Genomic DNA, 26,066 nt, shown 5'->3' on the forward strand with positions numbered 1-26,066 from the left:
CATGGCCGAATTGACCGCCACGCTGCCAGCCGAAACGAAATCGGCACCGAAGGCGGTAAGCGCGGCTTGGGCGCTGCTGATCCTCAACACGCTCGGCTCGACCGGCGCGCAGACGGTGATCCCGTTGCCGCGCGCGGTGATCCAGCTGGTCACCATGGGCGCGCTGATGGGCGCGTTCCTGCTCGCCCTGGTGCTGAACCTGCGGGTCAGGATCCGGCCGAGCGCGTACCTGATGCTCCTGTCCTTCCTGCTGCTCACGAGCATCGTGGCCAGCGTGGACCTGGAATCCGGCCTCGGCGCGCTGTTCCGGTGCTTCCGGTTCGCGGTGTTCGTCGCGACGCTCTGGCTGCTCAGCGGCTGGTGGGACGGGTCGTTCACGTTCGTGCGGGCGCACATCCGGATGTTCGGCGCGGTGCTGATTTCGGTGGTGCTCGGCCTGGTGATCGCCCCGGGCAAGGCGATGCCGGACATCTACGGCGGCCGCCTTTCCGGCGCGGTGTGGCCGCTGACGCCGCCGCAGATCGGCCAGTACGCGGCGGTGATCGCGGGTCTCGCGGTGCTGATGTGGCTCGGCAAACGGACGGACGCCAAGAGCGCGTTAATCGTCGTCGTGCCTTCGCTCGGGGTGCTGCTGCTCACCCACACCCGCACCGCGACGCTCGGGCTCGTCGCCGGGCTGATCGTCGCGCTGCTGTCGCAGGGGCTGGTCAGCGCGCGGGCGCGGAAGGTGTTCGCTGGAATCGTGCTCGTGGCCGGCTTCGCCGCGCTGGTGCTCGGCGGCCTGCTGCAGGCGTGGTTCCTGCGCGGCCAGAGCACCGACGATTTCTCCAGCCTGACCGGTCGCGCGAAGGTGTGGGACGCGCTGCTGTCCGCGCCGCGGACCGGATTCGAGTACCTCTTCGGCGTCGGCCTCACCGACAAGTCCTACGACGGCCTGCCGATCGACAACAGCTGGCTGGCGATCTACCACGAGCAGGGCTTCGTCGGGATCGGGATCGTCGCCGCGTTCCTGCTGGTGCTGGTCGCGATCGCGGTGCTGCGGCCGCCGTCGCTGGCCAGGGCGTGCGCGATTTTCCTGATCGCCTACTGCGTTTCCGCGTCCTACACCGAAGCCGGGCTCGGTGACGCGTCGCCGTACCTGCTGCATCTGGCGGTCGCCGCGTCGTTGCTGGCCACGGGAGAGGCTCCAGCGAGGGAGAAGCTGGCGTGAAGGTTCTGGTGGTGCACAACCGCTACCGGTCGGAGCAGCCGAGCGGCGAGAACAACGTGGTCGACGCCGAGGCCTCGCTGCTGACCTCGGCCGGGATCGACGTGCGGCGGTTCGAGCGGCACAGCGACGACATCGCGTCGATGCCGTTGACGCGCAAGGCGCTGGTGCCGTTGCGAGTGCCGTGGAACCGCGCGTCGCGGACGGCATTGCTGGCGCAGCTGCGCAGGGAGCGGCCGGACGTCGTGCACGTCCACAACACCTTCCCGCTGCTGTCGCCGTCGGTGCTGGCCGCGTGCGCAGACGCGCGGGTGCCGGTGGTCGCGACCCTGCACAACTACGGTCTCGTCTGCCCGCCCGGCACGCTCTACCGCGACGGCCGGATCTGCACCGACTGCGTCGGCGGCCTGCCCGTCCCCGCCGTCCGGCACGGCTGCTACCGCGACTCAGCCGCCGCGACCGTGCCGATGGCGGTAAACCTGCTGGTCAACCGGGACCGCTGGCGAACCGGCGTGACCCGGTTCTTCTGTATCTCCGCCGCCCAGCGCCGCCTTCTCGTGGACGCGGGCCTGCCCGCCGCGCGAATGACGGTGAAGCACAACTTCGTCCCAGACCAGGGCCGACGGCGCAGCGGCGAGGGCGAGCACCTCCTGTTTCTGGGGCGGCTCACCGAGGAGAAAGGCATTCCGCTGCTCAAGGCGGCGTGGGAGCAGTATTCCGGCAAGCTGCCGTTGCTGATCGCCGGGACCGGGCCGCTGTCCGACGACGTCGCGGCCTGGGCCGCCGGACGGGACACCGTGTCCTACGTCGGCCTCCAGGACCGGGCTTCGTGCCAGGAACTGATCGCCCGAGCGGCGGCGGTCGTGGTGCCCTCGACGTGGCTGGAGGCGTTCGGTCTCGTAGTGGTGGAGGCGATGGCCGCCGGGGTGCCGACGGTCGCGCCCGCGCACGGAGCGTTCGAGGAGCTGGTCACCGACGGCGTCACCGGCCTGCTGCACACTCCCGGGGACGCGGCGGCGCTGGCCTCGGTTTTGGCCGACGTGCTGGACCCGGAGCTGAACCGGAGGATGGGCGAGGCCGCGCGCCAGCGGTACGAGGCGGACTTCACCCCGGACGTGGGGCTGAAACGGCTGCTCGAAGGCTACGAGGAAGCGATTTCCACGGTATGAAGGAAGCTGTGCGCGATCGACTGAAGACCTCGCCCCGGGCGCTTCCGATCGTTCTGCGCACGCCTTCGCTGGTACTGGCCGCGCTCGGCGTCCTGGCGCTGATCGCGCTGGGCCTGCGCTTCGCCGGGCACTCGGTGCCGAGCGCGTTCGACGCCCCGCTCCTGCCCGGCCCGGATCTGGTGCCCGACCCGTGGTGGTACTTCGCGACGGCGATCGACTTCTGCGGCGAACCGCTGGGCGCGCTGCTGATCCTGGTACTGGTGATCGGCGGTTGCCTGCTGACGCACCGCCTGCGGACAGCGGCGCTGGCGGTGGTCGGCTGCGGGCTGACGGTGGCGGTGACTTCGGTGCTGAAGCCGCTGACCGGCCGGACGATTCACGGGAGTTATCTGTCGTTCCCCAGCGGCCACACCGCTTTCGCGACCGCGCTGGCGTTGACCGGGGCTTACGTTCTGGCCGGGCGGTCGGGCCGGGTCGCGGCAGTGGCGAGGACGCTGGGGCTCGCCCTGGTCTGCGGATTCCTGATGGCGTGGGCCGAGGTCGGGCTGGGCGCGCACTACCCGACCGACACGATCGGCGGCTTCGCGGCGGCGCTGGCGATCGTGCCGGTCACCGCCTGCTGGATCGACCGCATCGCCGCCCGCTGACCGCGGTGTGGTTCCCCGCACGGCTGGTCAGGCGTGCCGGAACAGCTCCAGGTCGAAGGACTCGGCGATCGCCGCGTGCCCGGCGTCGGTCGGGTGGACTCCGTCGGCGGAGACCAGCCCGGCGCGCATTTTCGTCGGCTCGGCGGGGTCGCGCAGCGCCGCGTCCAGGTCGGTGACCGCGTCGAACTCGCCGCTGTCGCGGATCCAGCGGTTCACCTGCTGGCGGGCGTCCTCGAACTCTTGAGTGAAGACCGGGGAACCGCCGATCGGCGGCAGCGTGCAGCCGACGACCCGCAGGCCGTGCAGCCGCGCCCGGGTGAGCAGCAGGCGGTAGCCGTCGACGAGGTCGGCCGCGGTGGCCTGTTCGCTGTCCGCCATTCCCGGCAGGGAACCGAAAATCAGGTCGTTCCCGCCCTCGGACAGGATGATCCAGCGGGCGCCGGGGCGGGCCAGCACGTCGCGGTCGAAGCGGGCCAGCGCGCTGGTGCCCATGCCGTCGCTCTCGCGCAGGACGCGGTTGCCGGAGATGCCCATGTTGACCACCGCGCGGGGCGGAAAATCGGAAGCGAACCGGCGGGCGAGGACCGAGGGCCAGGGTGCGTCGGTGCCGGGCGTGGTCTCCATACCGTCCACAAGGGAGTCACCGAAGGCGATGACGGCGGCGGCGGTGCGCGGCGCGAGCACGTCGATGCCGGTGAGCCACAGGTACGACTGGAACTCGGTGGCGTCCCGCAAGTCCGTCGAGGCGGTTTGGTCGCCTGGGGCGAGCCACGCCGTGCGGAGTCCGACCTCGTGGACCGTCGGGGTGACCTTCTCGCCGGGGAGATACAGCGAGACAGCCAGGTCAGTCTGCGGGGACACGGGGTACTCGACCGGGTCGCTGTAGATCTGCGCGCCGGTCGGCAGGACCACCTCGGGACGGTCGCTGAAGGTGAGCTGGGTGCCGTCGAGGAAAGCGGCACCGATGCGGACCGGCGGGTGGCCGAAGGAGTTTGAAAGGGCGACGCGCACGGCGGTGCCGCCGACGGTCGAACGCGCCACCATGCGCACGGTTTGCGCGCTCACCGTTTCCGGGGTGGTGCCGAAGTCCGGCGGTGCCTCGTCGGGCATTTCCGGCCCGCCGCCGGACTCGGCCGCCGTCGCCAGCTGCTGCGCGGTGCCCCAGGCAGCGATCCAGTGGTTTTCCATGATGTCCACCTCTGCGAAAGGGTCAGAACCAACGGGTGAGGGCGTTTTCGAACGAGCCGGGGTCCGGGTCGCGGTCGCTGGCCCAGGCGACGATGCCATCCGGCCGGACGAGCACGGCGTCGTAACCGAGGTCGTCGTGCGCCGGGACGGCCTTGTACTGGACCGGGTAACGCTCCGCCACGTCGCGCAGCCGTCCGTCGTCGCTGAAGTCGAGGGCGACACCTTGGCCGTCCTGCAGCAGCTCGCCGAGGCGATTGCCGTCGGCGAGACGGAAGTCCGGCGCGTTGTGGCCGACCAGCGGATGGTCGTCGCCGAGGTCGTAGCGGAGCGACAGTCCTGAGGCACGCTCGAAGACGTAGGTGGTACCGGCGCGGGTTGTCATCAGGTCGCGCGTCACAGCCTGGATCGCCCGGGAGTGCGGGTCCGGGCGCATGACCGCCACCTGGGCTCGCGACCAGTCGAGCACCCGCGCGCCGATCGGATGGCGCTCGGCGACGTAGGTGTCGAGCAGACCGTCCGGCGCGGCCCCGCGCACGGTCGCCGCGAGCTTCCAGCCCAGGTTCATGGCGTCGCCGATGCCGAGGTTGAGCCCCTGCCCGCCCAGCGGCGAGTGGATGTGCGCGGCGTCGCCGGCGAGCAGGACACGGCCGCGCCGGTATCCGGTCGTCTGCAGTGCCCGGTCGGTGAAGCTGGAGGCGAGGTGCACTTCGTCGAGCGTCACGTCGGTGCCGGAGACTCGGCGCAGCACCGTTTGAAGGTGCTCGCGGGTCAGGGGCTGCGAACGGTCGTACGTGCCGCCGTCGAAGTCCAGCACGCCGAAGTGGCCGGGCGTGGGCATCGTGAGGTACATGCCCGCCGGGGTCAGATTGAAGCCAGGAGTCAGCTCGCCGGGATCGGCGAACGTCGCCAGCGCGACGTACCCGGTGAGCTGCGGCTCAGTGCCGACGAAGGCGAAGCCCGCGAGCCGGCGCACCGTGCTGCGTCCGCCGTCGCAGCCCACGAGCCAGCGAGCCGGGTACTCGTGGTCGCCGTCGCGGACGAGCACGCCCTCGTCGTCCTGGACGAGACCGGAGACCTGGACGCCGTGCCGGATCTCGGCACCGTGTTTGACCGCCCGTTCGGCCAGCACCGTCTCGACCGCTTCAAGGCTGGTCATGATGCCGTCCAGGGCCGGGCTGGGCAGCCGGTAGGGCAGCGCGGAGAGGTCTACGTCGGCCGGGTCGAGGGGAGTGCCGGCGAAATGGCCGACCCAGCTCGGGCGCACCTGCTCTTCCTCGGCGGGGGCCAGGCCGGACTCGGCCAGCAGCGGGCGCAGCATTCCGCGGCGGTAGAACGCCTCGGCCGACCCGCCCGACAACCCCCGCATCCCGAGCGGCATCTTCCGCCACGGGGAATGCGGGTCCGCCTCCTTTTCCAGGACCAGCACCGAACAGCCGGCGAGCGCCAGTTCACCGGCGAGGAACAGGCCGACCGGCCCGGCTCCCGCGATCACTACGTCATGCATGACAACCCCTTCTTCTGTGTGGTGAGCCCGAGATTGCCCGCCGCCGCTCACACGAGGCGCACACGGCGCGCACACCCCGGCTCAGGCGGCCATCGGGCCGACACGGGAAGATCGAAGGGTGGCTGCTGTCCCGCTACGCGTGACGCTGCTCGGCACTGTGCAGGTGTCTCGCGGCGATGCCGTCCTGCCCGTCCCCGGCCCGCGGTTGCAAGCCTTGACCGCGCGGCTGGCGCTCGCCGGAGGGCGCACGGTCGAGCCCGCAGTCCTGGTCGATGCGATCTGGGCCGAGGACCCGCCCGCCGATCCCGCACACGCTCTGCAGGCCCTCGTCTCGCGGCTGCGCCGGATGCTCGGTTCGGCGGACGTCGTCGTACAGGCCGCTGGCGGCTATCGGCTGGACGTGGCTCCGGCGGACGTGGACGTGGTGCGGTTCGAACACCTCATCGCCGCTGGCCGGGACTATCTGCGCACCGGCGGTCTGTCGGCCGCCGCGGACGTGCTCGGCGAGGCCGTGGCGCTGTGGGGCGACCAGCCCCGCGCCGAGCCAGCGGCCGTCGCCGCGGTGTCGGTAGCCGCCGCGACCCGGCTCGCGCAGGTCTCCGTCGAAGCGGTGGCTGATCTCGCCGACGCCGAACTGTCGCTGGGCCGCGTCGAGGCGGCTGCCACCCGGCTGTCCGGCTTGCTCGCTGAGCACCCGGTCCACGAGCGGGCGGCAGCGCTGCTCATGGACGCGCTGGCCGCACGAGGCCGCCAAGCCGACGCGCTCGCTTGTTATGGACAGATCCGCGAGGCGTTGGCCGAGACCCTCGGCACCGACCCAGGCACCGCACTGCGAGAGCGGCATCTGCGCCTGCTGCGCAACCCGGTCGCGGCGGTTCCCACGGGAAGCCCGGGCAACCTCCCGGCGGCGCTGACCAGCTTCGTCGGACGGGACGACGACCTCGCCCGGATCGGCGAACTGCTCGCCGCCGGCAGGCTGATCACCGTGCTCGGCCCCGGCGGAGCAGGCAAGACCCGGCTCGCGCTGGAAGCCGCCCGCCGTCACGAGTACCCGGGCGGCGCCTGGCTGATCGACCTCGCTTCGGTCTCCGAACCGGCCGAGGTCGGCGCGGCCGTGCTGGCCGGGATCAGGATGCGCGGCGGCGCGCTGTTCGAGGCGAGGACGCGGGTCGAGGGTGCCGAGCTGGACGTGCTCGCGGACCAGCTCGGCGGCCGGGAACGGTTGCTGCTGATGGACAATTGCGAGCATCTCGTCGTCGCCGTGGCCCAGCTGGTGGAGGCGCTGCTGTCCCGGTGCGCCGGGCTTCGGGTGCTGGCCACCAGCCGTGAACCGCTGGCCGTCGACGGCGAAGCGCTGGTGCCGCTCGGCCCGCTCGCCCTGCCCGAGCCGGACGCGGAGGTCGAACCGGCCCGGCGGACCGCGGCGGTGCGCCTGTTCGCCGAGCGGGCCGCGGCCGTGCGTCCCGGTTTCGTGGTGGAGCAGACGAATCTCGCCGACGTCACGACGGTGGTCCGCGGCCTGGACGGCTTGCCGCTGGCGTTGGAACTGGCCGCGGCCCGCCTGCGCACGCTTGCCCTGCCAGACCTGGCGGCCGGTCTGTCCGACCGGTTCCGGCTGCTCGCCACCGGCAGCCGGACCGCCTTCCCTCGGCACCGCACGCTGCGCGCGGTCATCGCGTGGAGCTGGGAGCTGCTCAGCCCGGACGAGCGCACGGTCGCGGAACGAATCTCGGTCTTGCCCGGCGGAGTCACCCGGGACTCGGCCGCCGCGGTCTGCGCGGACGCCGCGGTGCCGCCCGGTGAGATCCCGTATCTGCTCGCGGACCTGGTCGACCGGTCGCTGCTGCGGCTCGTCCCGGACACCGGCCGGTACCGGATGCTGGAGACGATCCGCGAATACGGGCTGGAAAGCCTTGCCGCACAAGAACTCCGGACCAGCGTGCGGGACCTCGCCGCCGAGTACTTCGCAGGTCTGGTCGCCCAAAACGACCCGCTGCTGCGCGGCCCTCGGCAGCTGGACGCGCTGCGGGTGCTCCGCGGCGAGTACGACAACGTGCTCGCCGCCCTGCGCCACCTCTGCGACACCGGCGACGCCGACGGCGCGATCGGGCTCGCGGTGAACCTGACCTGGTACTGGCAGATGCTCGGCAGCCACACCGACGCGGTTCATTGGCTCGGCGAGGCGGTTTCGACGCCGGGCGCGCAGCCGAGCGTGCTGCGCGCCGTCGCCGAGCAGGTGCTGCTGATCAACCGGTTCGCCGCCTATGCCCCGCCCGCCGACTGGCGCGAGCACCTGCGGGCGCTCGCCGACCGGCCGGAGCTGCCGTCCTTCGCCGGCGCGCTGGTCGCGCTCCGGCTGGCCACCATCCCGGAGACGAGCGCGTCGCCGGAGACCGTTCAGCGGTTCATCGACGGACCGGACGAATGGCTATCCGGGCTGGCGTCCCTGTTCCGGGCTCAGTTCGCGGAGAACGCGGGTCACTTCGACCAGGTCCGCGGCGACGTCGCCGCCGCGCTGGAGATCTTCGGCCGGGCCGGCGACCGCTGGGGTCTCGCCACCGCACTGCCGCTGCGCGCGCTGCTGCGGCAGTACGACGGCGATCTCGGCGGCGGGCTGGCCGATCTGGCCCAGGCCAGGACGCTGGCCCGCGAGTTCGGCTCGCTCAGCGTCAGCGACGAGGTCTTCCTCAACCTGCGTTCGATCGACCTGCACGTCCGGCGCGGCGAAACCGCGCGGGCGGCCGGGATGATCGCCGCCAACCGGGAGCGCGTGTCCTCTCCCGAACTCGGGATCCTGACCGACGCGCTGGAAGCTGGCCTGTGGGTGCGGATCGGCGATCTGGACCGGGCCCGCGAGCTGCTCGATTCGGTCGAGGCCGGGCTGTCGGAACACCCGCAGTCCGGCGGCGGCCACAATCAGGCCCTGATCTCCGTGGCGCGCGGTGCGCTCTGCCTCGAGACCGGCGACGGACCAGGGGCCGAAGCGGCGCTGAGCCGGGCGTACCTCGCCGCGGTGGACAGCTCGGACATGCCGATCCTGGCGATGGTGGCAGTGGCTGTAGCCGGTGTCGCCGCGCTGTACGGGCGCTACCGAGACGCGGCCGCCCTGCTCGGCGCGGCGGCCAGGCTGCGCGGTGCGCACGACCGGACCGATCTGCAGATCCGCGCGCTGAGCGCCCGCTCCCGCACCGAACTTGGCGACGAGGGTTTCGCTGCCGCCTACGAGCGCGGCTGGCAGTTGACCGTTCCGTCGGCTCTGCTCTCGGTGCGGGTCAGGCTTTTCGGCGAAACACCGGCTTGACCGGACGCCCGCCCAGCCACGGCGACGGATCCCCGGCCTCCAGCGCTTTCCGGTACGCCACGCAGGCCGACGCGACCACTTCCACGGTCCGGTCGATGTCCTGCTCCGTCATCGCCGCACTGACCACAAAGGACGGAGCCAGTACCCCGTTCTCCAGCAAGCGCCGCATGAACAACGTCCGGTACTCCTGCGACGGAGCGCCATCCCCATCGAGGGTCGCGAACACCAGATTGCTGTCCCGCCCCCGCACCAGCACCCGCTCGCTGACCCCGTGCGCAGCCGCTGCCTCGCTCACCCCGGCAGCCAGCCGCGCCCCGAGCGCGTGCAGCCGAGCCGTCACGTCCTCCGCCGCGTAGACCTCGATTACCGCCATAGCGGCCGCCAGTGCGGGGGTCTCCGCGCCGTGCGTCGTCGACAGCAGGAACACCCGGTCCCGCGAATCGCGTAGGCCGCCCAGCTCCATCAAGTCCCGTCGGCCGGCCAACGCCGCGACCGCGAAGCCGTTGCCGAGCGCTTTGCCGAACGTCGAGAGATCCGGCGTTACGCCGTACAGTCCCTGTGCACCGTGCTCGGAGTAGCGGAACCCGGTGATCATCTCATCGAAGATCACCAGCGCGCCGTGCTGATGCGCGAGTTCGAGCAGCCCGGCGAGGTAGCCCTCGGGCGGGTCCACGCCCTTGGTGGGTTCCAGGATCAGGCACGCCACCTGCCCGTGGAACTGCCGCAGCATCCGCTCGGCCGCCGGGAGGTCGCCGTACGGGAACGGCACCGTCATCGCCATCGTCGCGGCGGGAACTCCGGAGCACATCGGGGTGGTGCCGATGAACCAGTCGTCGGTGGAGAAGAACGCGTGGTCGGCGCATTGGGCGACCAGCGGCCGTCCGGTGGCGGCGCGGGCGAGCCGGACGGCGGCGGTCGTCGCGTCGGAGCCGTTCTTCGCGAACTTCACCATGTCCGCGGTCGGCACCGTCTCCAGGAACTGTTCCGCCGCTTCAAGCTCCACAATGGATGGACGAACGAAGTTGTTGCCCCGCTCCAGCACGTCGCGCACGGCCGAGGTCACCCGCGGATGCACGTGGCCGAGGCTGACCGCGCGCAGGCCGGAACCGTATTCGAGGTACTGGTTGCCGTCGACGTCCCAGACGTAGGCACCGCGGCCGTGGGAGATGACCGGCGCGAGATTTTCCGGGTATTGGTCCTCGCCTTTGGCGTAGGTGTGCGCACCGCCGGGGATGGCGCGGTGCAGGCGTTCGTTCGCGATCCGGGAGAGGGGCAGGTCCATGACGGGTCACCTCAAGGCATCGGCCAGTGAAGGAGCCGACGCGTCGCGTTCGGACAGCAAAGCCGCGGGCAGCGGCCACGGGATGGCGAGCTCCGGGTCGTCGTGCGCGATGGCGACGTCCTCGGACGGGTCGTGCGCGCGGTCGATCCGGTACGACACGTCGGCGACCTCGCTCAGCGCCTGGAAACCGTGTGCACAGCCGGCCGGGACATAGATGCTCTCCTGGGTGTCGCCTGAGAGGCGAAACGTTTCCAGGGCACGGAAAGTCGGCGATCCCGGCCGCAGGTCGACCACGACGTCGAACACCTCTCCGTACGAACAACGCACCAGCTTCGCCTCGCCGGCCCCGGACCGCAGGTGCATCCCGCGCACGACGCCGCGTACCGAGCGGGACACGCTGTCTTGGGCGAACCCGTCCGGATCGATGCCGGCCGACCGTGCGACGCCGGCGTCGAAGGTCCGCGAGAAGAAGCCGCGATCGTCTCGGTGCGGTGTCGGCTGAAAGAGCCACACGCCGGAAATCGACGGCACGGGAACGGCTTTCACGACACCTCCGCGGGAATGAGTGTCCTCGACAACAGGGCGAACTGGTCTTTCAACTGCTGGTTGCGGGCTTCGTTGCGAGCGGCGAGTTCCGCCTTCAGCTCCGGAGCGCGCCGCTGCGATTCCTCGAACTGGCCGATCAGCCGCGGCACATCGATCGCGCGCGCCTCCTGGCAGAACTCGCCGAGCCCCATTTCGGCCATCAGCACGTCGTTCTTCTTCGCGTAGCCGATGGCGACCGTCGGCCGCCCGACCTTCAACGCGCACAACACATTGTGGTACCGGGTAGCCACGACCGTGCCCACTTCGGCCATCGCGCGCATCAGCTCGCCGAGCGTGCCGGGGACGGCCGCGGACAGCAGCGGCGAGTCGACCGTCTCGACGATCTCCTGCACCACCTCGCGGTCGATCCGGTCGCCGATGAAGAGCCGGACCGGACGCTCCTGCTCGACCAGATACCGCACGAACTCCGTCATCGCGTCCACGTACGCCCGGTAAATCTCCTCGCCGCGGGCACGGTCGTCGTTGCCGCCGTAATAAGCCATCACGCCGACGCCAACGGCACGCGGATCCTCCACCGCGGCGGGCGTCGGCAGGGCGAAGGCAAGATCGGGATACACACGGTCGTTCGTCACCCGTACACCCATGTCGGCCATCGCCGAGCGCGACAGCTCATCGCGGAAGGACCGGTACGTCGCGAGCTGCGTCGCGGATCGCACCAGCAACCGCGTCGCCGGCACCCGGATCCGGTCGGCGCCCACGCTGACCAGTGCGACCTTCGTCCGCCCCAGCCGCCCGCACAGCGAGAGCAGGAACAGCGCGTACGGAAATCCCCACGGTCGCAGCGGAAGCGTCGCCTCCAGCACACCCATGCCGGGAACGATCACCACGTTCTGCCGCCGGACCCACCACGCCGTCCGGAAGACGTCGATGACCTTCCCGAGAGCTTTCACCACGATCGACCGCAGCCCGGAAGCGGGCCGGTATTCGCCGCTGTACCAGTTCAGCCGCACCGCCGGGATCCCGTACCGCGCGCGGATGGTGTCCGACCCGCCGCAGAACGCGGACACCTTCGCGTACGGATGTTCGGCTCGCAGGAAGCCGAGCACCGCCTCCAGCGAACCGTCATTGCCGAGGTTGCCTGAACCGAGCAGTCCGAAGACGCCGACTCGAACAGTCACAGCACCCGCCGTTCGCGCCCCGCGACCACCCGGTCGACCGTGAGGTTGAGTTCGGCCGCGTGCACCGGAGCCCGGTCCTCGACGCGTTCCCCGCCGCCACCGGGCCGGGCCCGGCTGGCAAACCATTCGACCAGGGCGAGGTAGCAGGCGCGGCGTTCTCCCGACGACAGCGGCGCGGAGCGGATTCCGTGCACGAAACCCCAGACGTACTCGGCGAGCAGCCGCGCGGTCGGGTTCGTGACCGCGTTGCCGCGCTTCGGATCGAGATTCGCGCACCGGGAGCGTTTGCTCGGGTTCGCGCGTTCCGCCCGGTCTGGATGGTCGCGGCGGAAGTACAGCAGCTCAGGCACTTGATAGAACGGCCCGTGCAGCGCCAGTTCGGCCACGTACGTGCGATCGGCGTGGTGGTAGCTGTCCATCGGAGTGACCCTGCGCAGCACCTCGGTGCGCAGCACGCCGTAGAAATCGTCTCCGCCGGGCTCGAACAGCAGGCTTTTGAACCGCACCGACGGCCGCGGCGCGTCAGTCTGGTGCCGGTAGTCCAGCGGCACTGTCACCGCGCCGTTCTCGTCGATGATCGCCTGGTGCGAATGCGCGAGGATCATCTCCGGCCGAGCGTCGAGCGCTTCAACGCACTTGGCCAGCAGCTCCCGGCCGTAGAGATCGTCGTGCGAGGCCCATTTGAACAGCTCGCCGCGCGCCTGGTCGAGCAGGCTGTTGTGGTTCGGGGTCGCGCCGATGTTGCGCGGCTGGCGCAGATACCGGATCCGCGAGTCCTCCTGAGCGTACTTCCGGGCGATCTCTTCCGTGCCGTCCTGAGACGCGTTGTCGGAGATGATCAGTTCGAAGTCTTCGTAGGTCTGTCCGAGCAGCGCGTCGAGTGCTTCGCTGAGGAATTCCTCGCCGTTGTACACGGGCAGACCGATGGTCAGCCGGGGGACCGTGCTCATGCCGGTTTCATCTCCTCGGAGGCCGAATGGAGTTCTGCTTGGCTGAATGAACCTGACGCGGCGGGAAATTCGACGGCCGCCGCGAAGTGGTCGCGCAGCGCGCTGCGCAGCTGCCACCACCACACGGCCGAACCGGTCAGCGTGGCGGCCGCGACGCCCCACTCCGAACCGGCCGCGCCGCCGAGCACGGCCCCGATCAGGCCGAACACGACGTAGCACGCGGACGAGATCAGCTGCGACCGCAAGCTCCGCCGCGCCATCCCGAGCGCACGCAACCCGGCCGTCGCGCCGGTGGTGAAGCTCGCGCCGACGACCGCCATCGTGACCGCCGGGACCAGCGGCGACGAGCTGTCCCAGAGCGAACCGAGCACGAACCGGCCGGCGTCGTCGGGGATGAAGAACCACAGTCCGAGTCCCCAGATCAGGGCAGCTGCCGCCTGCGCGGCGCCGAGTACCACGCAGAAGTGCCACAGCCGATGCGGCGACTGCCGGAGCACCCGCGCCCCCTCGGCGACAGTGACGAGGGAAAGTCCCATGAGCAGCGCGAGAAACGGGCCGAGCAGCTGTTCCGCCCCGCGCACCGTGCCGACCGCGGCCAACCCGGAAATCGCGCCCAGCCCGTACGCCCGCAGCTGCGACGAACCGCTGTTGCTGACGTTCTCCACGAGATAGCGCACGCCGAGGTCACGGTGCTCCCGCAGCCACTCGCGCACCCCGTCGAGCCGCGGCAGCACGCTCGTCTGCACCCAGCCGAACGCGGCCGCGACCCCGGCCGAACAGCCCCAGGCCAGCAGGAACGCGACCACGGTGTCGTAACGCGCGGCCAGCACCAGCGCCGGGAACAACGCGACGGCCTGGATTCCGTCGTTGAGGAACGCCTTGTGCCCAGTGCCCTGCGCGAAGAACCCGAACCGCCAGGCGTCCTGGACGAGCAGGAACGGCAGCACCACCCCGAGCGCCACGAACGCCCCGCCGAGCGCCCCGCCCACCAGGAGTCCAAAAAGGACGCTGACCGCACCGGAAGCGACGCCCACCACGAACGCCGTCCCGACGGCCTGGCCCACCGCGGCCCGCCAGCTCGCCCTGGCGACGCCGGAGAAGCGCACCATCAACGGGTCGGTGGCGAGGCCGCGGGAGATGTTGAGAAGGACGCCGTAGGTCACCCACGCGATGCTGAACAGGCCGAACGCCGTCGCGCCGAGCGAGCGCGCGACGTAAAGGCCGACCACGAAGTTGGTCAGGCTCGAAACGGCCTGGTCCCCGAGGCCCCAGCTGAGCCGTCCCGCCATCGCGCGGACGGCTCGCGAACGCAGGATCGACGGCATGGCCTCACTCCTTCAGCAGTCCGGCGGCCTGAAGGGCATCGGCCGCCGCGGCCACGGCACCGAAGGGCAGGTCCGCCCGTTCGGCGATGTCGAGGAGGCTGTGGTCGCCGTCCGAGAGGCTGAGCACCCACAGCATGGCCAGCTGCGCTTGTTTCGCGTCGCTGCGCCCGCCGAGCGAGTCGTACAGTCCGCGCTTGCCGAGCTGCGGTTCGCCGTACGGGCTGAGGTTCACGTAGCGCCGGTTGCGATCCAGCACGGAAAGCGCCGTCCGCAGCGTGTCGAGGGTGTCGGCCATCGAATCCGGGTCGACGAAGGACGGGTTGTCCGCCGAAGTGTGGTACTCCGGGTAGCCCGCGTACGGCGTGCGGGTGAGCGAGCCGACGCCGAGGTTGAAACCGGGGGAGCAGAACTGGCGCTCGTCGTAGCCGTACGGCGAGAACTCGCGGATCTCGTGCGGTTTGTCCTTGAGGATGTGCGCGAAGACGCGGTCGATGTCGGCGTCCCCGNGGTCTCCGGCACAGGCCAGCACGACGCCGTGCTTGACCTGCTCGATGCGCTCGGAATTGCGCGCCAGCCAGGTGATCGCGCCGATCGTGCCGGGCATGAACAGGAACCGGTAGGTGTAGTACGGCTTTTCTCCGGCCAGCGCGTGCGCGAGCGCGACGGCGACCGCGATGCCGGCGAGGTTGTCGTTGGCCAGCGACGGATGGCAGAGGTGGCACGAGACGAGCACCTCGTCGGACACCTCGCCCGGCACGACATGCTCGCCGTAGGTGAGGTGGCCGTCGGCGAGCGTCGAGTCGATTTTGACGTGGTAGTCGCCGTCCGGCAGCGTGTCGAGGACGTCTTGGGCGAGGCAAAAACCCCAGGTGGGGGAGTAGTAACTGGTGCGGTACGGGATCAGCGACGGCTGCTCGGGCAGCGTGTGCAGGTGCGTGCGCAGCTCGGTGAGGCTGACGACTCGGTCGACCGGGACGCTGTAGCCGACCACGTGCAGGTTCGACTTCCGGAAGTCGATCACCCGCCGTCCGGAGGAATCCGCGACGAAGGCGTCGCGGATGTTCCACTCCGGCGGCACGGTCCAGTCCAGCACCTCGGTGCCGCTGGGCACCTCGTACCGGTCGAGCGGGAGGTGCTCGCCGATGACGGCAAGGGTCTGCCGTACGCCGTCGCCGGTGATGCTCCGGCAGAACGGGTACAACCGTTCCACCAGAGCGTGCATCTCGGGCCCGGTGCGCATCAGGCGTGCCGCAGGGTGGCGTCGACGGCACCGGCGGCCCGCCGGTCGCTCAACCAGTTCAGCCGGGTGAAGCGGCGCTCGAACTGTTCTTGGGTGAGGCTGTTGCGGCGGTAGGCGTCGAACAGTTGCAGCGCACCGTCTTTCACGCCCCACTTGCAGTCGAACGCCGGGACCGCGTCGCGGAACCGGGAGAAATCGACCCGGTACGAACGCGGGTCGGCCCCGGCCTCGCCGGTGATCCGCAGCTTGGCGCCAGGCACCACCGCGACGACCTCTTCGGCGATTTCGGCGACCGTCACGTTATTGCGCTCGGTGCCGATGTTGAACGCTCTGTTGTGCACGGCTTCGCGCGGGGCTTCGAGAGCGGCGGTGAACGCGTGGGCGATGTCGTCGGCGTGCACCAGCGGCCGCCACGGTGTCCCGTCGGAAAGCACGAGGACCTCGCCGGACAGGTAGGCGTGGCCGACCAGGTTGTTCAGCACGATGTCGGCGCGCAGCCGCGGAGAGAAGCCGAACGCGGTGGCGTTGCGCAGGTACACCGGGGTGAAGTCGTCGTCGGCGAGGTCGGAAACCTCCGCTTCCACGCGGACTTTCGACTCCGCGTACGGCGTCACCGGCCGCAGGGGCGCGTCCTCGTCGACCAGGCCACCGCCGCCGGAAGCGCCGTAGACGGAGCAGGTCGAGGCATAGAGGAACCGCGAGACCCCGGCGTCCTTCGCGAGTCTCGCGAGCTTGACTGACGCGTGGTGGTTGATGTCGTAGGTCAGTTCGGGCGCGAGCGAGCCGAGCGGGTCGTTCGACAGCGCGGCGAGGTGGATCACGGCGTCGAAGCCCGGCAAGTGGGTGGCTTTCACGTCCCGCAGGTCGACGGCCAGCCCGACCGGATCGCGCGGGGCCGGGCCGAGCACACAAGCGGCGAACAGGCCCGAGTCGAGGCCGACGACCTCGTGTCCCGCCGCGGCGAGCACCGGAGCCATCACCGTGCCCAGGTATCCCGTGTGCCCCGTGAGCAGCACGCGCATGTCTTCAGCCCCTTAGGTCGATGACGAGTTTGTTCGTCTCGAACGCCTCGGCGTAGCGTTCTTGGCATTCGATTCCGCGAATCCGCGCGAGGCCGAGGAACGCCTCGCGGTCGTACCACGGCCGGTGCCGCTGCGAGCCGTAATGCTGGTGCAGCAGTTCGATCTTGCGCTGCATGACGTCGTCGGACATCGGCGAGTACGCGGGCAGCCGGCCGAGGTCCCCGTCCCATTTGACGATCTCGTAGCCCAGCGTCAGATGCCCGCGGAACACCGTGGGAACGAGCTGCGCGAGCCCGCGGTGGTCCTGGTGCGCGTCGATGGTGCGGGGCGCGAAGACGACCTCCGGATCGGTGCGGCGGCGGAGGTCCTCCAGGGCGTTCTTGGCTTCCTCCCAGTGCGAGGGGAGCCGTCCGTCCGGCAGCTTGAGTACCGTGACGTTCAGCTCGGCTCCCGGGCAGAAGGCGGCCAGCGCGGCGCGTTCCTCGGTCTCCCGGTCGGTGCCGCCGCCGGACAGCACCAGCGCGTCGACCTGAAGCCCGGGGCGCTGCCCGCAGATTTCCAGCAGCGTGCCGCCCGCCCCGATGGCGATGTCGTCGCAGTGCGCGCCGAGCACGACGATGCTCCTCACCTCGGCACCGAGGCGGATCACGAGTGCACCTTTTCGCGTTCCCACAACGCCCACGGCCGGTCGCCGTGCGTGTAAGCGGCGTCGAGTGCGTAGCGTTCCTTGACCGTGTCGGTCGGCTTCCAGAACCCGCGATAGGGGTAGGCGAGCAGCCGGCCGCGCTTGGCGAGTTCGCCGCAGCCGTCGGCGACCAGATCGCCGTTCTCCGGGATGTGGTCGAAAACCTCCTGCCGCAGCACGAAGTAGCCGCCGTTCTCCCACAGCGGGAGCTCGCTGACCGGTGTGATCGCGCCGATCCGGCCGCCCTCGTCCATCTCGACGCAGTGGAACGACGACTGCGGCGGCACGACGAGCATCGACGCGCCCGCGTCGCTGCTGGCGAACCGCTCGACGATGGTGTCCAGCGGCGCGTCGGTGAGGACGTCGGCGTAGTTGGCGAGGAACATCTCCTCGCCGTCGAGATAGTCGCGCACGCGGCGCAGCCGTTCGCCGATCGGCGACTCGATGCCGGTCTGCACGAAGGAGATCGTCCAGTCGGCGATGTCGGTGGACAGCAGTTCCGGTTTCCCGCCGCGCAGCACGAAATCGTTGGACGTCGTTTCCTCGTAGTGCAGGAAGAAGTCCTTGATGTGGTGCGCGCCGTAGCCAAGGCACAGCACGAACTCGGTGTGCCCGAAATGCGCGTAGTAGCGCATCACGTGCCAGATCAGCGGGCGCGGCCCGACCATCGCCATCGGCTTGGGCACGTCGGACGCCTCGCTGCTGCGCATCCGCATTCCGTAGCCGCCGCAGAACAGAACGACCTTCACTTCACTGCCACCTCGACGATTTCCAGGCGCGGAATCGGGAAGACGAGCTTGCCGCCCCACGCGCCGACGTAGGAAAGCTGCTCGGTCAGCTCGTCCCGCAGGTTCCAGGGCAGGACGAGCACGTAGTCCGGCCGGTCGGCCGCGATCCGGTCCGGCTCCACGACCGGGATCCGGGTGCCCGGCGTGAACCGGCCGTGCTTGTACGGATTGCGGTCCACCGTGTAGGCCAGCAGGTCCGGGCGGATGCCGCAGTGGTTGAGCAGCGTGTTGCCCTTGCCGGGCGCCCCGTACCCGACGACCGTTTTCCCGGCTTTGCGGGCGGCGAGGAGAAATTCGAGCAATTCGAGCCGGACGCGGGTGACCCGGTCGGCGAATTCGGCGTAGCCGGACAGCTCGTGCAGCCCGGCCGCCTTCTCCCGCGCCAGCACGTCGGTCATCCGCGCGCTCGGCTCCCCGGCGGCCGCCGCGGGCCGCGCCCAGAGCCGGATCGACCCGCCGTGCGTGGGCAGGAGTTCGACGTCGACCACGGTCAGCCCGCCGCCCGCCAGCGCCCGCCGCGCGGATTCGACAGTGTAGTACTGGAAATGCTCGTGGTAGATCGTGTCGTACTGGTTCTTCTCGATCAGCGTGAGCAGATGCTGCACCTCGATCGACACCCAGCCGTCGTTCGCGACCAGCGCGCGCAGCCCGTGGGTGAACCCGCGGATGTCCGGAATGTGGGCGTAGACGTTGTTCGCCACGACCAGGTCCGCCGAACCGTGTTCGGCGCGCACCTCCCGGCCGGTGTCCTCGGAGAGGAACGCGGTGTGCGTCGGCACCCCGGCCTCGCGGGCGGCTTGCCCGACGTTCACCGAAGGTTCCACGCCGAGACAACGGATTCCGCGCTCCACGACGTGCTTCAGGAGATATCCGTCGTTGCTGGCGACCTCGACGACGAAAGACCGGTCGGTCAGCCCGAGCCGTTCGACCGCGGCGTCGGTGAACCGTTTCGCATGCTCGACCCACGAGGTGGAAAAAGACGAGAAATAGGCGTAATCGGTGAAAGTGTCGGCCGGGTCGAGCAACGGCGGGAGCTGCGCGAGCCAGCATTCCGTGCACACTTCGAGATGCAGCGGGAAAGTCGGTTCGGGTTCGGCCAGCTGCGCGGCGGTCAGGAACCGTTCGCACGGCGGGGTCGCGCCGAGGTCGACCACGCTGGCGGTTCTTTCCGAACCGCAGAGTCGACATGTGGTCATGTACCGGGCTCCTCCGACTCGTGTGCGCGATCTGCGTAGGGCAGGTCGATTCGCACCCGGCCGTCGTTACAGCACGCCGGGAACGTCGGCGGAGTCGATTCGGAACCGAGACAATGACAGCGGCGGAATGCCGCGAGGTGCTGCGGCGAACGGGTGGGCGGCCGGCACCGGATGGCGCAGCACCTCACCCGTTCGTCAGCGGATCACAGTTTTTCCGCCGCCGGGATCACTTCGGTGGCGAACCGTTCGAGCACCGCGGGATCCGGCACGCCGTGCGCCCAGCCGGTCGCGACGCTGAATCCGAGCTCCGACAGCCGGCCCAGTTCATCCAGCAGTTGCCCGGTTTTCTCGCCGTTTTCACCGGTGTCGAGCCGCAGCGAAGCGGTTTTCGTGATCTCGGCGTAGTCGCGGCCGGCGTCTTCGCAGTGCTGCTTCAGGACTTCCAGTTTGCGCGGGAGGTCCGCGTTGGGCAGCATATTGCAGATGTCGCCGTACTGCGCGACGAACCGCAGGGTCTTCTTCTCGCCGCTGCCCCCGATCATGATCGGCGGATGCGGCCGCTGGATCGGCTGCGGGCTGTTGAGCAATCGCTCACCGCTGACGTGCGTGCCGGCAAAGGGTTCGTCGCCATCGGCCCACATCTGGCGGACGTAGCGGAGCGCGTCTTCGAGTTGCTCGAACCGCTCCTTCATCGGCGGGAACCGGAACCCGAGTGCGCGGGATTCCTCCTCGTTCCAGCCCGCCCCGATGCCGAGGATCGCCCGCCCGCCGGACAGCACGTCGAGCGTCGTCGCCGCCTTCGCGAGCAGTCCGGGGTGCCGGTAAATGACGCCGGTGACGAGCGTGAGCAGCTTGACGCGCTCGGTGTGCGCGGCCAGGAAGCCGAGCGTGGTCCAGGCTTCCAGCATTTCGTGCTCGGGCGGGCCGTAGCTGGAAATCTGGAAGAAATGGTCCATCACCGACAGGTATTCGAACCCGGCCTCGTCCGCGGTACGGGCCACCCGCGCCAGGTCGGCGCCGAGCGCCGCCGGGCCGTTCGGCCAGGTCTGCTGAGCCAGGTGCAACCCGAGTTTCATGCCAACTCCTTAACCGCCGGAATGATGTCTTGCGCGAAAATCTCGATCCTGCTTCGGTCCGCGCCGCCGGGCATCGGGCCGATCACGGCGTGCACCCCGAGCCGGTGCAGCCGGTGCGCCTCGGCGAGAAATTCGCCGGTTTTCTCCCCGGACGGACCGATGTCCAGGTAGTGGTAAACGGTCTTGGCGATCTCGGCGTAGTCGCGGCCCTCGGTTTCGCAGTGCCGCTTGAGCACGCCGAGCTTCCGTTCGAGATCCGGGCCGTTGCCGATGTTGCAGAAGTCGCCGTACTTCGCGACCAGTCGCAGCGTCTTCTTCTCGCCGCCACCGCCGACCATGATCGGCGGCCGGTGCGGCGGCTGCGGACTGTTGAGCAGTCTTTCGGCGGTGAAATGCTTGCTGGCGAACGGTTTGTCGTCCTCGTCCCACATCTGCCGGACATACCGCAGGTTCTCCTCGAGCAGCTCGAACCGCTCCGAGGCGGACGGAAACGGAAACCCGAGACCGCGGGCTTCTTCCTCGTTCCAGCCGGCCCCGATGCCGAGCATCGCCCGCCCGCCGGACAGCACGTCGAGCGTGGTGACCGCCTTCGCGAGCAGTCCGGGATGCCGGTAAATCGCGCCAGTGACGTAGGTGAACAATTTCGCGCGTTGGGTGTGCGCGGCGAAGTAGCCGAGTGTCGTGTACGCCTCAAGCATCGCGCGGTCGCTCGGGCCGACGCTGGGAATCTGGAAGAAGTGGTCCATCACCGCGAGATACGCGAACCCGGCGTCGTCGGCCGCCCGCGCCGTCTCGGCCAGTTCCACACCGAGTGCGGCGGTCCCTCCCGGCACGGTGAAGTCGGGGACCTGGAGGCCAAGTTCCATACCCGACACCGTATACCTGGAGTAACTTCATGCGAGCAGTCAGAAATCGCGCACGACGTTGATCGTGCCGTGCAGCGGGTCGGTCACGTACACCGTGCGGGTGCGCTGATCCACCGCCACCGCACCCGGATTCACCCCGAGGCTCAGCTCGCCGGCAAGAGTTTCGGTTCGTCCGTCCACACGGGACAGTCCATTTTGCCCGCCGTTGGTGTACACGACATCGCTGCCCTGATGCACCGCGAGCGACGACGCCTCGCTGCGCAGCGGCACCGTCTTGACCGGTGCCCGCGTCGATCCGTCCACAATAGACAAATGGTGGATCGCCGAATTCGCGACGAACACCGCCCCGCTCAGTTCATGGACACCGATCCCGGTCGGAGCAGCCCCCACCGGAACGCTCGCGGTGAACGCCCCGGCGTCAAGGTCGCAGATCTCGACCGAGTTCGTGCTCGGGCTGGTGCAGTAGGCGCGCCGCCTGCCGCGGTCGAGCGCGATCCCGGCGAGTCCCGGCTTCGGCGCGGGCAGCAGGTCCCGCTGAGTGAGACTGATGCTGTCCAGCACCGCGAACGTGCCGGTCTTGCCGCTCACCGCGTACACGAGGTCGGCCTGCGGATCGATCGCGAGCGCCGACGCGCCCGCCCCCGCGCTGACGCCGCTCAGGAACCGGTGCGTCTGGCTGTCGAACGCGAGCACCGTGCCGCCGGCCGGATTGGCGACGTAGATCCGGTCGGTGTCCACCGCCACATCGCTCGGTTCCCCGCCCACCGCGAGCGTCGCCACCACCCGCTCCGCGTCCGGATCGAGGACGACGACCATGCCGGACGCCTGGTCGGCCGCGTACACGAGCCCGGTGACCGGACTCACCGAGAGCGCCGAAAGTGCCCCGCCGACCTGCACGCTGGTGACCCGCCCGGCCGCCGCCGCGGTACTGCCGAGCAGCGCCGCCGCGCCCGCGCTGACCAGGCCGAACAGCCCTCGCCGGGACAACTGGGAACCTCGCATCGCTCACCTGCCCCGGTCGGTTGGGTTGCCCGCCGACCCTAACTCGGACAAGGATCGGGTGAAGGAACTTCGGGTCCCCCGATCGCGTTGTTTCCAGTGAGTAACCCACCTTGCGGCACCTGCCAGAGCGGACGGAGGCGAGCGCGCGTGCACAAGCACCACAACGGGCTGAAGACGGCGATGCTGCTCGGTCTGCTTTCGGCGATCATCGTCGGGATCAGCGGATTGTTCGGCCGTGGAGCCCTGGTGATCGGCCTGATCGTGGCGCTCGGGATGAACGCCTACGCCTATTTCAACTCCGAGAAAATGGCCCTGCGCGCGATGCACGCGCGGCCGGTGTCGGAGGTCGAGCAGCCCGCGATGTACCGGATCGTGCGAGAGCTGGCGACGTCCGCGCGGCAGCCGATGCCCTCGCTGTACGTGAGCCCCACCGCGGCGCCCAATGCCTTCGCGACCGGGCGCAACCCGCAGCACGCGGCGGTGTGCTGCACCACCGGGATCCTGGAGCTGCTCGACGAGCGCGAGTTGCGCGCGGTGCTCGGGCACGAGCTGTCGCATGTGTACAACCGCGACATCCTGATCTCATGCGTCGCCGGGGCGCTGGCGAGCGTGGTCAGCGTGCTGGCGAATATCGCGTTCTTCTTCGGCGGGAATGACCGCGAAGGCAACCCGTTCATGTCGCTGCTGCTGGTCCTGATCGGCCCGATCGCGGCCGGGGTGGTGAAGATGGCGGTGAGCCGGTCGAGGGAGTACCAGGCGGACGCTTCCGGGGCTGAGCTGACGGGGGATCCGCTGGCGTTGGCTTCGGCGTTGCGGAAGCTGGAGCGGGGGACGCGGGCCGCGCCGTTGGCTCCGGAGCCCGCGGTGGTGTCGCAGTCGCATTTGATGATCGCGAACCCGTTCCGGCCTGGGGCCGGGTTGAGCAAGATGTTCTCCACACATCCGCCGATTGAGGATCGGATCCGGCGGCTGGAGGAGATGGCTCGGGGCCGCTGACAGCGTTACTCCCACACCGCGGTAGCCGGATCCACCCCTTGCCCGATCGCGTTGGCGAAAATCACGTCCCGTAGCCAGCCCGCGAGCCCAGGTGCCAACGCGTCGTAGTACTCCGCGTACCCGGTCTCCTCCACGAACTTCCGCCCGAGACACACCTGCATCGAATGCGTGCAGTCGAAGTATCTCGACAACGTCGCCCGATGCCGCTCCGCGAGCGTGTTCGCCTCCGCCGACCCAGGCTCAACCCCCGCCCGCCGCGCCGCCGCCAGGTCCGCGTGGAGCGTCTCGTGCTCGGCAGCGGCCTCCTGCCAGTCCNCCAGTCCCGCGGGGTCAGTTCGGTGGTCCGCTCGCGGTACTCCGCCCACTGCTTGGTGCCGCCCCAGCGTTCCGCGGCCTCGTCGACCCACTCCGGATTCCACTCGGACCCGAAGATCTCGACCTGCTGCTCCGCCGTCAGCTGCATCCCGCCGCGGGTCGCCGCCGCCATGCGGTCCACTGCGGACACCATGTGCTCCAACCGCGCGATCCGGTCTCGCAGCTCGCGCCGTTGCCGGGTCAAATGCGCGTGCGCGTCGGCGGTCGGGTCGTCCAGAAGCCGCCCGATCTCCGACAACGGGAAACCCAGCTCGCGGTAAACGAGCACCCGATGCAGCCGCGCGATGTCCTCGGCGGAGTACACCCGGTAGCCGGCCCTGGTACGCCCGCTCGGACGCACCAGGGCGACCGCGTCCCAGTGATGCAGGGTTTTGACACTCACGCCGACCAGCGTCGCCGTGCGTCCGACAGTGAGGCCGTCTTGCTCGGTCACGCCCTCAGTGTCGCAGCTCACGGCCGTGGCACGTCGATCCCCGCAGCACGCAACCGCTCCGCGACGGGTCCGTCCGGATCGATCGGCTCCGCCGCAGTCATCACGACTTTCGTGCCCTCCGGCGTGACGACCGTCAACTCCCGCGAGTTCCACGGCATCAACTCCGGCCCGCTGGTACAGCCCGGCGCGATTTCCGCACACCGCTTGGCGATTTCGTCGAGTTCGCCGAGCACACAGGAAAAACTGATACTGACCGCACTCGGAGCCGCCGGGGTCCCCGGCTTGAGCAGCACGTCCTGAAACGCCCAGCGCCGCAGGTGCACGACCTGGCCCGGCAAGGTGAACAGGTTGTCGAAGCCGAGCCCGCGAAGCCAGAAGTCAGCCGAAGCTTCGAGGTCGGCGGTGGGCACGTTCGGAAACATCGGCATCCCGTAAAAGCCGAGATAGTTGCCCGGCGACACCGCGTCGAAGGCGGGAGCCGGAACCGGGCCGCGAAATTCGTTCATGCGGGAGAGCCTGGAGCCTCCTGCCGCAGGAGGGTCAAGCCCGAGCCGGAAAGCCGCGGATACACGAGAACAGCCCCGTGACTGGATCACGGGGCTGCTCTGTGGTGTGGCAGGTGAGGGATTCGAACCCCCGAAGGCTGAGCCGTCTGATTTACAGTCAGATCCCTTTGGCCGCTTGGGTAACCTGCCATGGCCGGGCGAACCGGCCGGGAAGAAGGATACCCAACGGCCCGGACGGGCGGTCAACCGGGATCCCCCGGCGCTACGCTGGGGGTCCCTGACGAGCTGAGACAAGGTGTGAGGACACGTGGCGGATCCCTCTTTCGACGTGGTGAGCAAGGTCGACCGCCAGGAGGTGGACAACGCGCTCAACCAGGCCAGCAAGGAACTGGGCACGCGGTTCGACTTCCGCGGCACCGGAACCGGCATCAACTGGTCCGGCGAGGAAGCCATCGCGATCGAGTCGGAGACCGAAGAGCGCGCCCTCGCGGCGGTGGAGGTCTTCAAGGAGAAGCTGATCAAGCGGAACATCTCGCTGAAGGCCTTCGAGGCGGGCGAGCCCGCGATCTCCGGCAAGATTTACAAGATCAGCGGCAAGATCCTGCAGGGCATCGCGTCGGACAAGGCGAAACAGATCGCGAAGTTCATCCGCGACGAGGGCCCGAAGGGCGTCCAGGCCCAGATCCAGGGCGACCAGCTGCGGGTGTCGGGCAAGAAGAAGGACCAGCTGCAGGAGGTGATCTCGTTGCTGAAGGGCAAGGACTTCGAGATCGCTCTGCAGTTCACCAACTACCGGTGAGCGATGGCGCTGCGGACGCCAAGCCGTCCGCAGCGCCTCACCAGGCGGTAAAGGTCCACTCCGCCTCGAACGTCTCCACCGCCACATACGTGGGTCCGGTGAGCGCGAACTCCCCGGTCGTCTCGCCGATGTGGTTCACCGCCAGACGCGGGTAGCCGTCGGCAAGCACCCAGACTCCGTTCGAGCCCTTCGAACCTGTGAAGAACTTCCCCATGACCATGCCTGGGGGCACCGCGAGGACCGCGTCCCCGTGGCCGTTGTACGGCTTGCCCGGTTCGACGGCAGGCACTCCGCGGTAGTCGGTGATCGTCGCGGTCCACGAGCCCGTTGCCTCGACCGCCAGCGTGTGCACCGATGTGCCGCCGGGGGAGACGTTGAACCAGGCCGTCCCGTGGTAGGCGTCACCGTCGTTGACCAGCAGGCTTTCCGTGCCGTCGGTCGTCACGGCGACGTGTCCGGTGCACTTCGGGCAGTCGAAGGTGAGAAATCCCGAGACCCCGGACGGCCAGGTCAACGGCACGGTCGCGGTGTTCTTGCCCTGGTGGGTTTCCGCCGGGTGCTCGGCGAGGCGCGGCTTCTCCGGTCGCGGCGGCAGAACCGGCGCGGGGGTGTCGCCGGGTTCGTCTTCCATCGGGTACACGATCGCTCCGATGCCAGCCGGCCGCGGGGAGCACGACGCGGTGAGCGCTACCGCCGCGCAGACGGCGGCCAGACGCACGGCAGTGCGGCGCATGATCCCCCGTTACCGTTTTCGTGGTTCCTGATCAAGGAGCTGTGGTCGCCAG

The 26,066-nt window shown here is 69.6% G+C and carries 24 protein-coding genes, 1 tRNA gene and 1 pseudogene; 6 read left to right on the forward strand and 20 right to left on the reverse strand.

What is annotated here, in order from left to right; all coding sequences use genetic code 11:
• Position 1: 1 nt before the first annotated feature.
• From A4R44_RS34700 to A4R44_RS34710, 3 genes are read left to right on the forward strand one after another with little or no spacing between them, the layout of a single operon-like run.
• Positions 2–1,210: an O-antigen ligase gene (locus tag A4R44_RS34700; RefSeq protein WP_198545549.1), complete on the forward strand. Its 1,209-nt coding sequence runs from the start codon at positions 2–4 to the stop codon at positions 1,208–1,210.
• Positions 1,207–2,376 carry a glycosyltransferase family 4 protein gene (locus A4R44_RS34705; protein WP_067590248.1) on the forward strand — a complete coding sequence of 390 codons (1,170 nt, stop codon included), beginning with the start codon at positions 1,207–1,209 and terminating at the stop codon, positions 2,374–2,376. The genes A4R44_RS34700 and A4R44_RS34705 overlap by 4 nt, the downstream gene beginning before the upstream one ends.
• Before the next feature lie 8 nt (positions 2,377–2,384).
• Positions 2,385–3,023 (forward strand): phosphatase PAP2 family protein, encoded by a 639-nt coding sequence (locus tag A4R44_RS34710; RefSeq protein ID WP_067590341.1) that lies wholly within the window; start codon positions 2,385–2,387, stop codon positions 3,021–3,023.
• A gap of 27 nt (positions 3,024–3,050) precedes the next feature.
• Here A4R44_RS34710 and A4R44_RS34715 read toward each other — a convergent pair whose 3' ends face one another.
• Together A4R44_RS34715 and A4R44_RS34720 are read right to left on the reverse strand one after the other, a co-directional pair.
• Entirely contained in the window at positions 3,051–4,211 is a 1,161-nt protein-coding gene (locus tag A4R44_RS34715; protein WP_095213806.1) for an SGNH/GDSL hydrolase family protein, read from the reverse strand.
• 22 nt (positions 4,212–4,233) lie between these two features.
• Positions 4,234–5,715 carry an FAD-dependent monooxygenase gene (locus A4R44_RS34720; protein ID WP_067590251.1) on the reverse strand — a complete coding sequence of 494 codons (1,482 nt, stop codon included), beginning with the start codon at positions 5,713–5,715 and terminating at the stop codon, positions 4,234–4,236.
• Positions 5,716–5,833: 118 nt separating this feature from the next.
• Here A4R44_RS34720 and A4R44_RS34725 point away from each other — a divergent pair, with 118 nt between their 5' ends.
• A complete protein-coding gene (locus tag A4R44_RS34725) occupies positions 5,834–9,016 on the forward strand; it encodes a BTAD domain-containing putative transcriptional regulator (protein ID WP_067590254.1) in 3,183 nt (1,060 codons plus the stop codon).
• On the opposite strand, the gene A4R44_RS34730 is transcribed toward A4R44_RS34725, so the two are convergent.
• The 13 genes from A4R44_RS34730 to A4R44_RS34790 form a co-directional block, all read right to left on the reverse strand.
• The gene (locus tag A4R44_RS34730; RefSeq protein WP_067590257.1) at positions 8,988–10,298 is read right to left on the reverse strand and encodes a glutamate-1-semialdehyde 2,1-aminomutase; all 1,311 of its coding nucleotides are present in this window, start codon (positions 10,296–10,298) and stop codon (positions 8,988–8,990) included. The genes A4R44_RS34725 and A4R44_RS34730 overlap by 29 nt on opposite strands.
• Positions 10,299–10,304: 6 nt before the next feature.
• A complete protein-coding gene (locus tag A4R44_RS34735) occupies positions 10,305–10,844 on the reverse strand; it encodes a dTDP-4-dehydrorhamnose 3,5-epimerase family protein (protein WP_067590260.1) in 540 nt (179 codons plus the stop codon).
• Positions 10,841–12,022 carry a polysaccharide pyruvyl transferase family protein gene (locus A4R44_RS34740; RefSeq protein ID WP_067590263.1) on the reverse strand — a complete coding sequence of 394 codons (1,182 nt, stop codon included), beginning with the start codon at positions 12,020–12,022 and terminating at the stop codon, positions 10,841–10,843. Before A4R44_RS34740 ends, A4R44_RS34735 begins: the two co-directional genes overlap by 4 nt.
• The gene (locus A4R44_RS34745; RefSeq protein WP_067590266.1) at positions 12,019–12,972 is read right to left on the reverse strand and encodes a glycosyltransferase; all 954 of its coding nucleotides are present in this window, start codon (positions 12,970–12,972) and stop codon (positions 12,019–12,021) included. The genes A4R44_RS34740 and A4R44_RS34745 overlap by 4 nt, the downstream gene beginning before the upstream one ends.
• The gene (locus A4R44_RS34750; RefSeq protein WP_232791905.1) at positions 12,969–14,297 is read right to left on the reverse strand and encodes a hypothetical protein; all 1,329 of its coding nucleotides are present in this window, start codon (positions 14,295–14,297) and stop codon (positions 12,969–12,971) included. Before A4R44_RS34750 ends, A4R44_RS34745 begins: the two co-directional genes overlap by 4 nt.
• 4 nt (positions 14,298–14,301) lie before the next feature.
• On the reverse strand, positions 14,302–15,537 hold the full coding sequence (locus tag A4R44_RS34755) for a DUF4910 domain-containing protein (RefSeq protein ID WP_067590269.1): 1,236 nt from the start codon (positions 15,535–15,537) through the stop codon (positions 14,302–14,304).
• Positions 15,537–16,559 carry an NAD(P)-dependent oxidoreductase gene (locus A4R44_RS34760; RefSeq protein ID WP_067590272.1) on the reverse strand — a complete coding sequence of 341 codons (1,023 nt, stop codon included), beginning with the start codon at positions 16,557–16,559 and terminating at the stop codon, positions 15,537–15,539. Before A4R44_RS34760 ends, A4R44_RS34755 begins: the two co-directional genes overlap by 1 nt.
• 4 nt (positions 16,560–16,563) lie before the next feature.
• Positions 16,564–17,208, reverse strand: coding sequence for a PIG-L deacetylase family protein (locus A4R44_RS34765; protein WP_067590275.1), 645 nt, complete (start codon positions 17,206–17,208; stop codon positions 16,564–16,566).
• Complete coding sequence (locus A4R44_RS34770; RefSeq protein WP_067590278.1) at positions 17,205–17,993, reverse strand: glucose-1-phosphate cytidylyltransferase; 789 nt, start codon at positions 17,991–17,993, stop codon at positions 17,205–17,207. The genes A4R44_RS34765 and A4R44_RS34770 overlap by 4 nt, the downstream gene beginning before the upstream one ends.
• Entirely contained in the window at positions 17,990–19,228 is a 1,239-nt protein-coding gene (locus A4R44_RS34775; RefSeq protein WP_067590281.1) for a class I SAM-dependent methyltransferase, read from the reverse strand. Before A4R44_RS34775 ends, A4R44_RS34770 begins: the two co-directional genes overlap by 4 nt.
• Positions 19,229–19,431: 203 nt before the next feature.
• Positions 19,432–20,304, reverse strand: a complete 873-nt coding sequence (locus tag A4R44_RS34780; RefSeq protein WP_067590284.1) for an LLM class F420-dependent oxidoreductase — start codon at positions 20,302–20,304, stop codon at positions 19,432–19,434.
• Entirely contained in the window at positions 20,301–21,170 is an 870-nt protein-coding gene (locus A4R44_RS34785) for an LLM class F420-dependent oxidoreductase (protein WP_067590287.1), read from the reverse strand. Before A4R44_RS34785 ends, A4R44_RS34780 begins: the two co-directional genes overlap by 4 nt.
• A 39-nt stretch (positions 21,171–21,209) precedes the next feature.
• On the reverse strand, positions 21,210–22,172 hold the full coding sequence (locus A4R44_RS34790; protein ID WP_067590290.1) for a YncE family protein: 963 nt from the start codon (positions 22,170–22,172) through the stop codon (positions 21,210–21,212).
• A 147-nt stretch (positions 22,173–22,319) separates the two neighbouring features.
• On the opposite strand from A4R44_RS34790, the gene htpX reads away from it, so the two are divergent.
• Positions 22,320–23,168 carry a zinc metalloprotease HtpX gene (gene htpX / locus A4R44_RS34795; RefSeq protein ID WP_037816322.1) on the forward strand — a complete coding sequence of 283 codons (849 nt, stop codon included), beginning with the start codon at positions 22,320–22,322 and terminating at the stop codon, positions 23,166–23,168.
• Positions 23,169–23,173: 5 nt separating this feature from the next.
• On the opposite strand, the gene A4R44_RS51905 is transcribed toward htpX, so the two are convergent.
• The 4 genes and pseudogenes from A4R44_RS51905 to A4R44_RS34810 form a co-directional block, all read right to left on the reverse strand.
• Complete coding sequence (locus tag A4R44_RS51905) at positions 23,174–23,587, reverse strand: TipAS antibiotic-recognition domain-containing protein (RefSeq protein WP_369806003.1); 414 nt, start codon at positions 23,585–23,587, stop codon at positions 23,174–23,176.
• Positions 23,588–23,727: 140 nt separating this feature from the next.
• Positions 23,728–23,997 (reverse strand): annotated as a pseudogene (locus tag A4R44_RS51910) (MerR family transcriptional regulator); the annotation flags it as partial.
• The gene (locus A4R44_RS34805; protein WP_067590293.1) at positions 23,994–24,482 is read right to left on the reverse strand and encodes a glycosyltransferase; all 489 of its coding nucleotides are present in this window, start codon (positions 24,480–24,482) and stop codon (positions 23,994–23,996) included. The pseudogene A4R44_RS51910 and the gene A4R44_RS34805, both read right to left, overlap by 4 nt.
• Positions 24,483–24,589: 107 nt before the next feature.
• Positions 24,590–24,671: transfer RNA gene (locus tag A4R44_RS34810), tRNA-Tyr, on the reverse strand.
• Between the two features lie 118 nt (positions 24,672–24,789).
• Here A4R44_RS34810 and A4R44_RS34815 point away from each other — a divergent pair.
• Positions 24,790–25,281, forward strand: a complete 492-nt coding sequence (locus A4R44_RS34815; RefSeq protein WP_067590297.1) for a YajQ family cyclic di-GMP-binding protein — start codon at positions 24,790–24,792, stop codon at positions 25,279–25,281.
• Between the two features lie 37 nt (positions 25,282–25,318).
• Here A4R44_RS34815 and A4R44_RS34820 read toward each other — a convergent pair whose 3' ends face one another.
• Entirely contained in the window at positions 25,319–26,014 is a 696-nt protein-coding gene (locus tag A4R44_RS34820) for a hypothetical protein (RefSeq protein ID WP_067590300.1), read from the reverse strand.
• Positions 26,015–26,066 lie beyond the last annotated feature (52 nt).

It is taken from the genome of Amycolatopsis sp. M39 (assembly GCF_001651785.1).
GTDB lineage: Bacteria > Actinomycetota > Actinomycetes > Mycobacteriales > Pseudonocardiaceae > Amycolatopsis > Amycolatopsis rubida.

What these genes read in the sequence shown, in the direction of transcription:
- A4R44_RS34700 (WP_198545549.1), top strand. Translation starts at nt 2, where the DNA reads ATGGCCGAATTGACCGCCACGCTGCCAGCCGAAACGAAATCGGCACCG.
- A4R44_RS34715 (WP_095213806.1), bottom strand. Translation starts at nt 4,211, where the DNA reads ATGGAAAACCACTGGATCGCTGCCTGGGGCACCGCGCAGCAGCTGGCG.
- A4R44_RS34720 (WP_067590251.1), bottom strand. Translation starts at nt 5,715, where the DNA reads ATGCATGACGTAGTGATCGCGGGAGCCGGGCCGGTCGGCCTGTTCCTC.
- A4R44_RS34730 (WP_067590257.1), bottom strand. Translation starts at nt 10,298, where the DNA reads ATGGACCTGCCCCTCTCCCGGATCGCGAACGAACGCCTGCACCGCGCC.
- A4R44_RS34745 (WP_067590266.1), bottom strand. Translation starts at nt 12,972, where the DNA reads ATGAGCACGGTCCCCCGGCTGACCATCGGTCTGCCCGTGTACAACGGC.
- A4R44_RS34750 (WP_232791905.1), bottom strand. Translation starts at nt 14,297, where the DNA reads ATGCCGTCGATCCTGCGTTCGCGAGCCGTCCGCGCGATGGCGGGACGG.
- A4R44_RS34760 (WP_067590272.1), bottom strand. Translation starts at nt 16,559, where the DNA reads ATGCGCGTGCTGCTCACGGGGCACACGGGATACCTGGGCACGGTGATG.
- A4R44_RS34775 (WP_067590281.1), bottom strand. Translation starts at nt 19,228, where the DNA reads ATGACCACATGTCGACTCTGCGGTTCGGAAAGAACCGCCAGCGTGGTC.
- A4R44_RS34780 (WP_067590284.1), bottom strand. Translation starts at nt 20,304, where the DNA reads ATGAAACTCGGGTTGCACCTGGCTCAGCAGACCTGGCCGAACGGCCCG.
- A4R44_RS34785 (WP_067590287.1), bottom strand. Translation starts at nt 21,170, where the DNA reads ATGGAACTTGGCCTCCAGGTCCCCGACTTCACCGTGCCGGGAGGGACC.
- A4R44_RS34790 (WP_067590290.1), bottom strand. Translation starts at nt 22,172, where the DNA reads ATGCGAGGTTCCCAGTTGTCCCGGCGAGGGCTGTTCGGCCTGGTCAGC.
- A4R44_RS34805 (WP_067590293.1), bottom strand. Translation starts at nt 24,482, where the DNA reads ATGAACGAATTTCGCGGCCCGGTTCCGGCTCCCGCCTTCGACGCGGTG.
- A4R44_RS34820 (WP_067590300.1), bottom strand. Translation starts at nt 26,014, where the DNA reads ATGCGCCGCACTGCCGTGCGTCTGGCCGCCGTCTGCGCGGCGGTAGCG.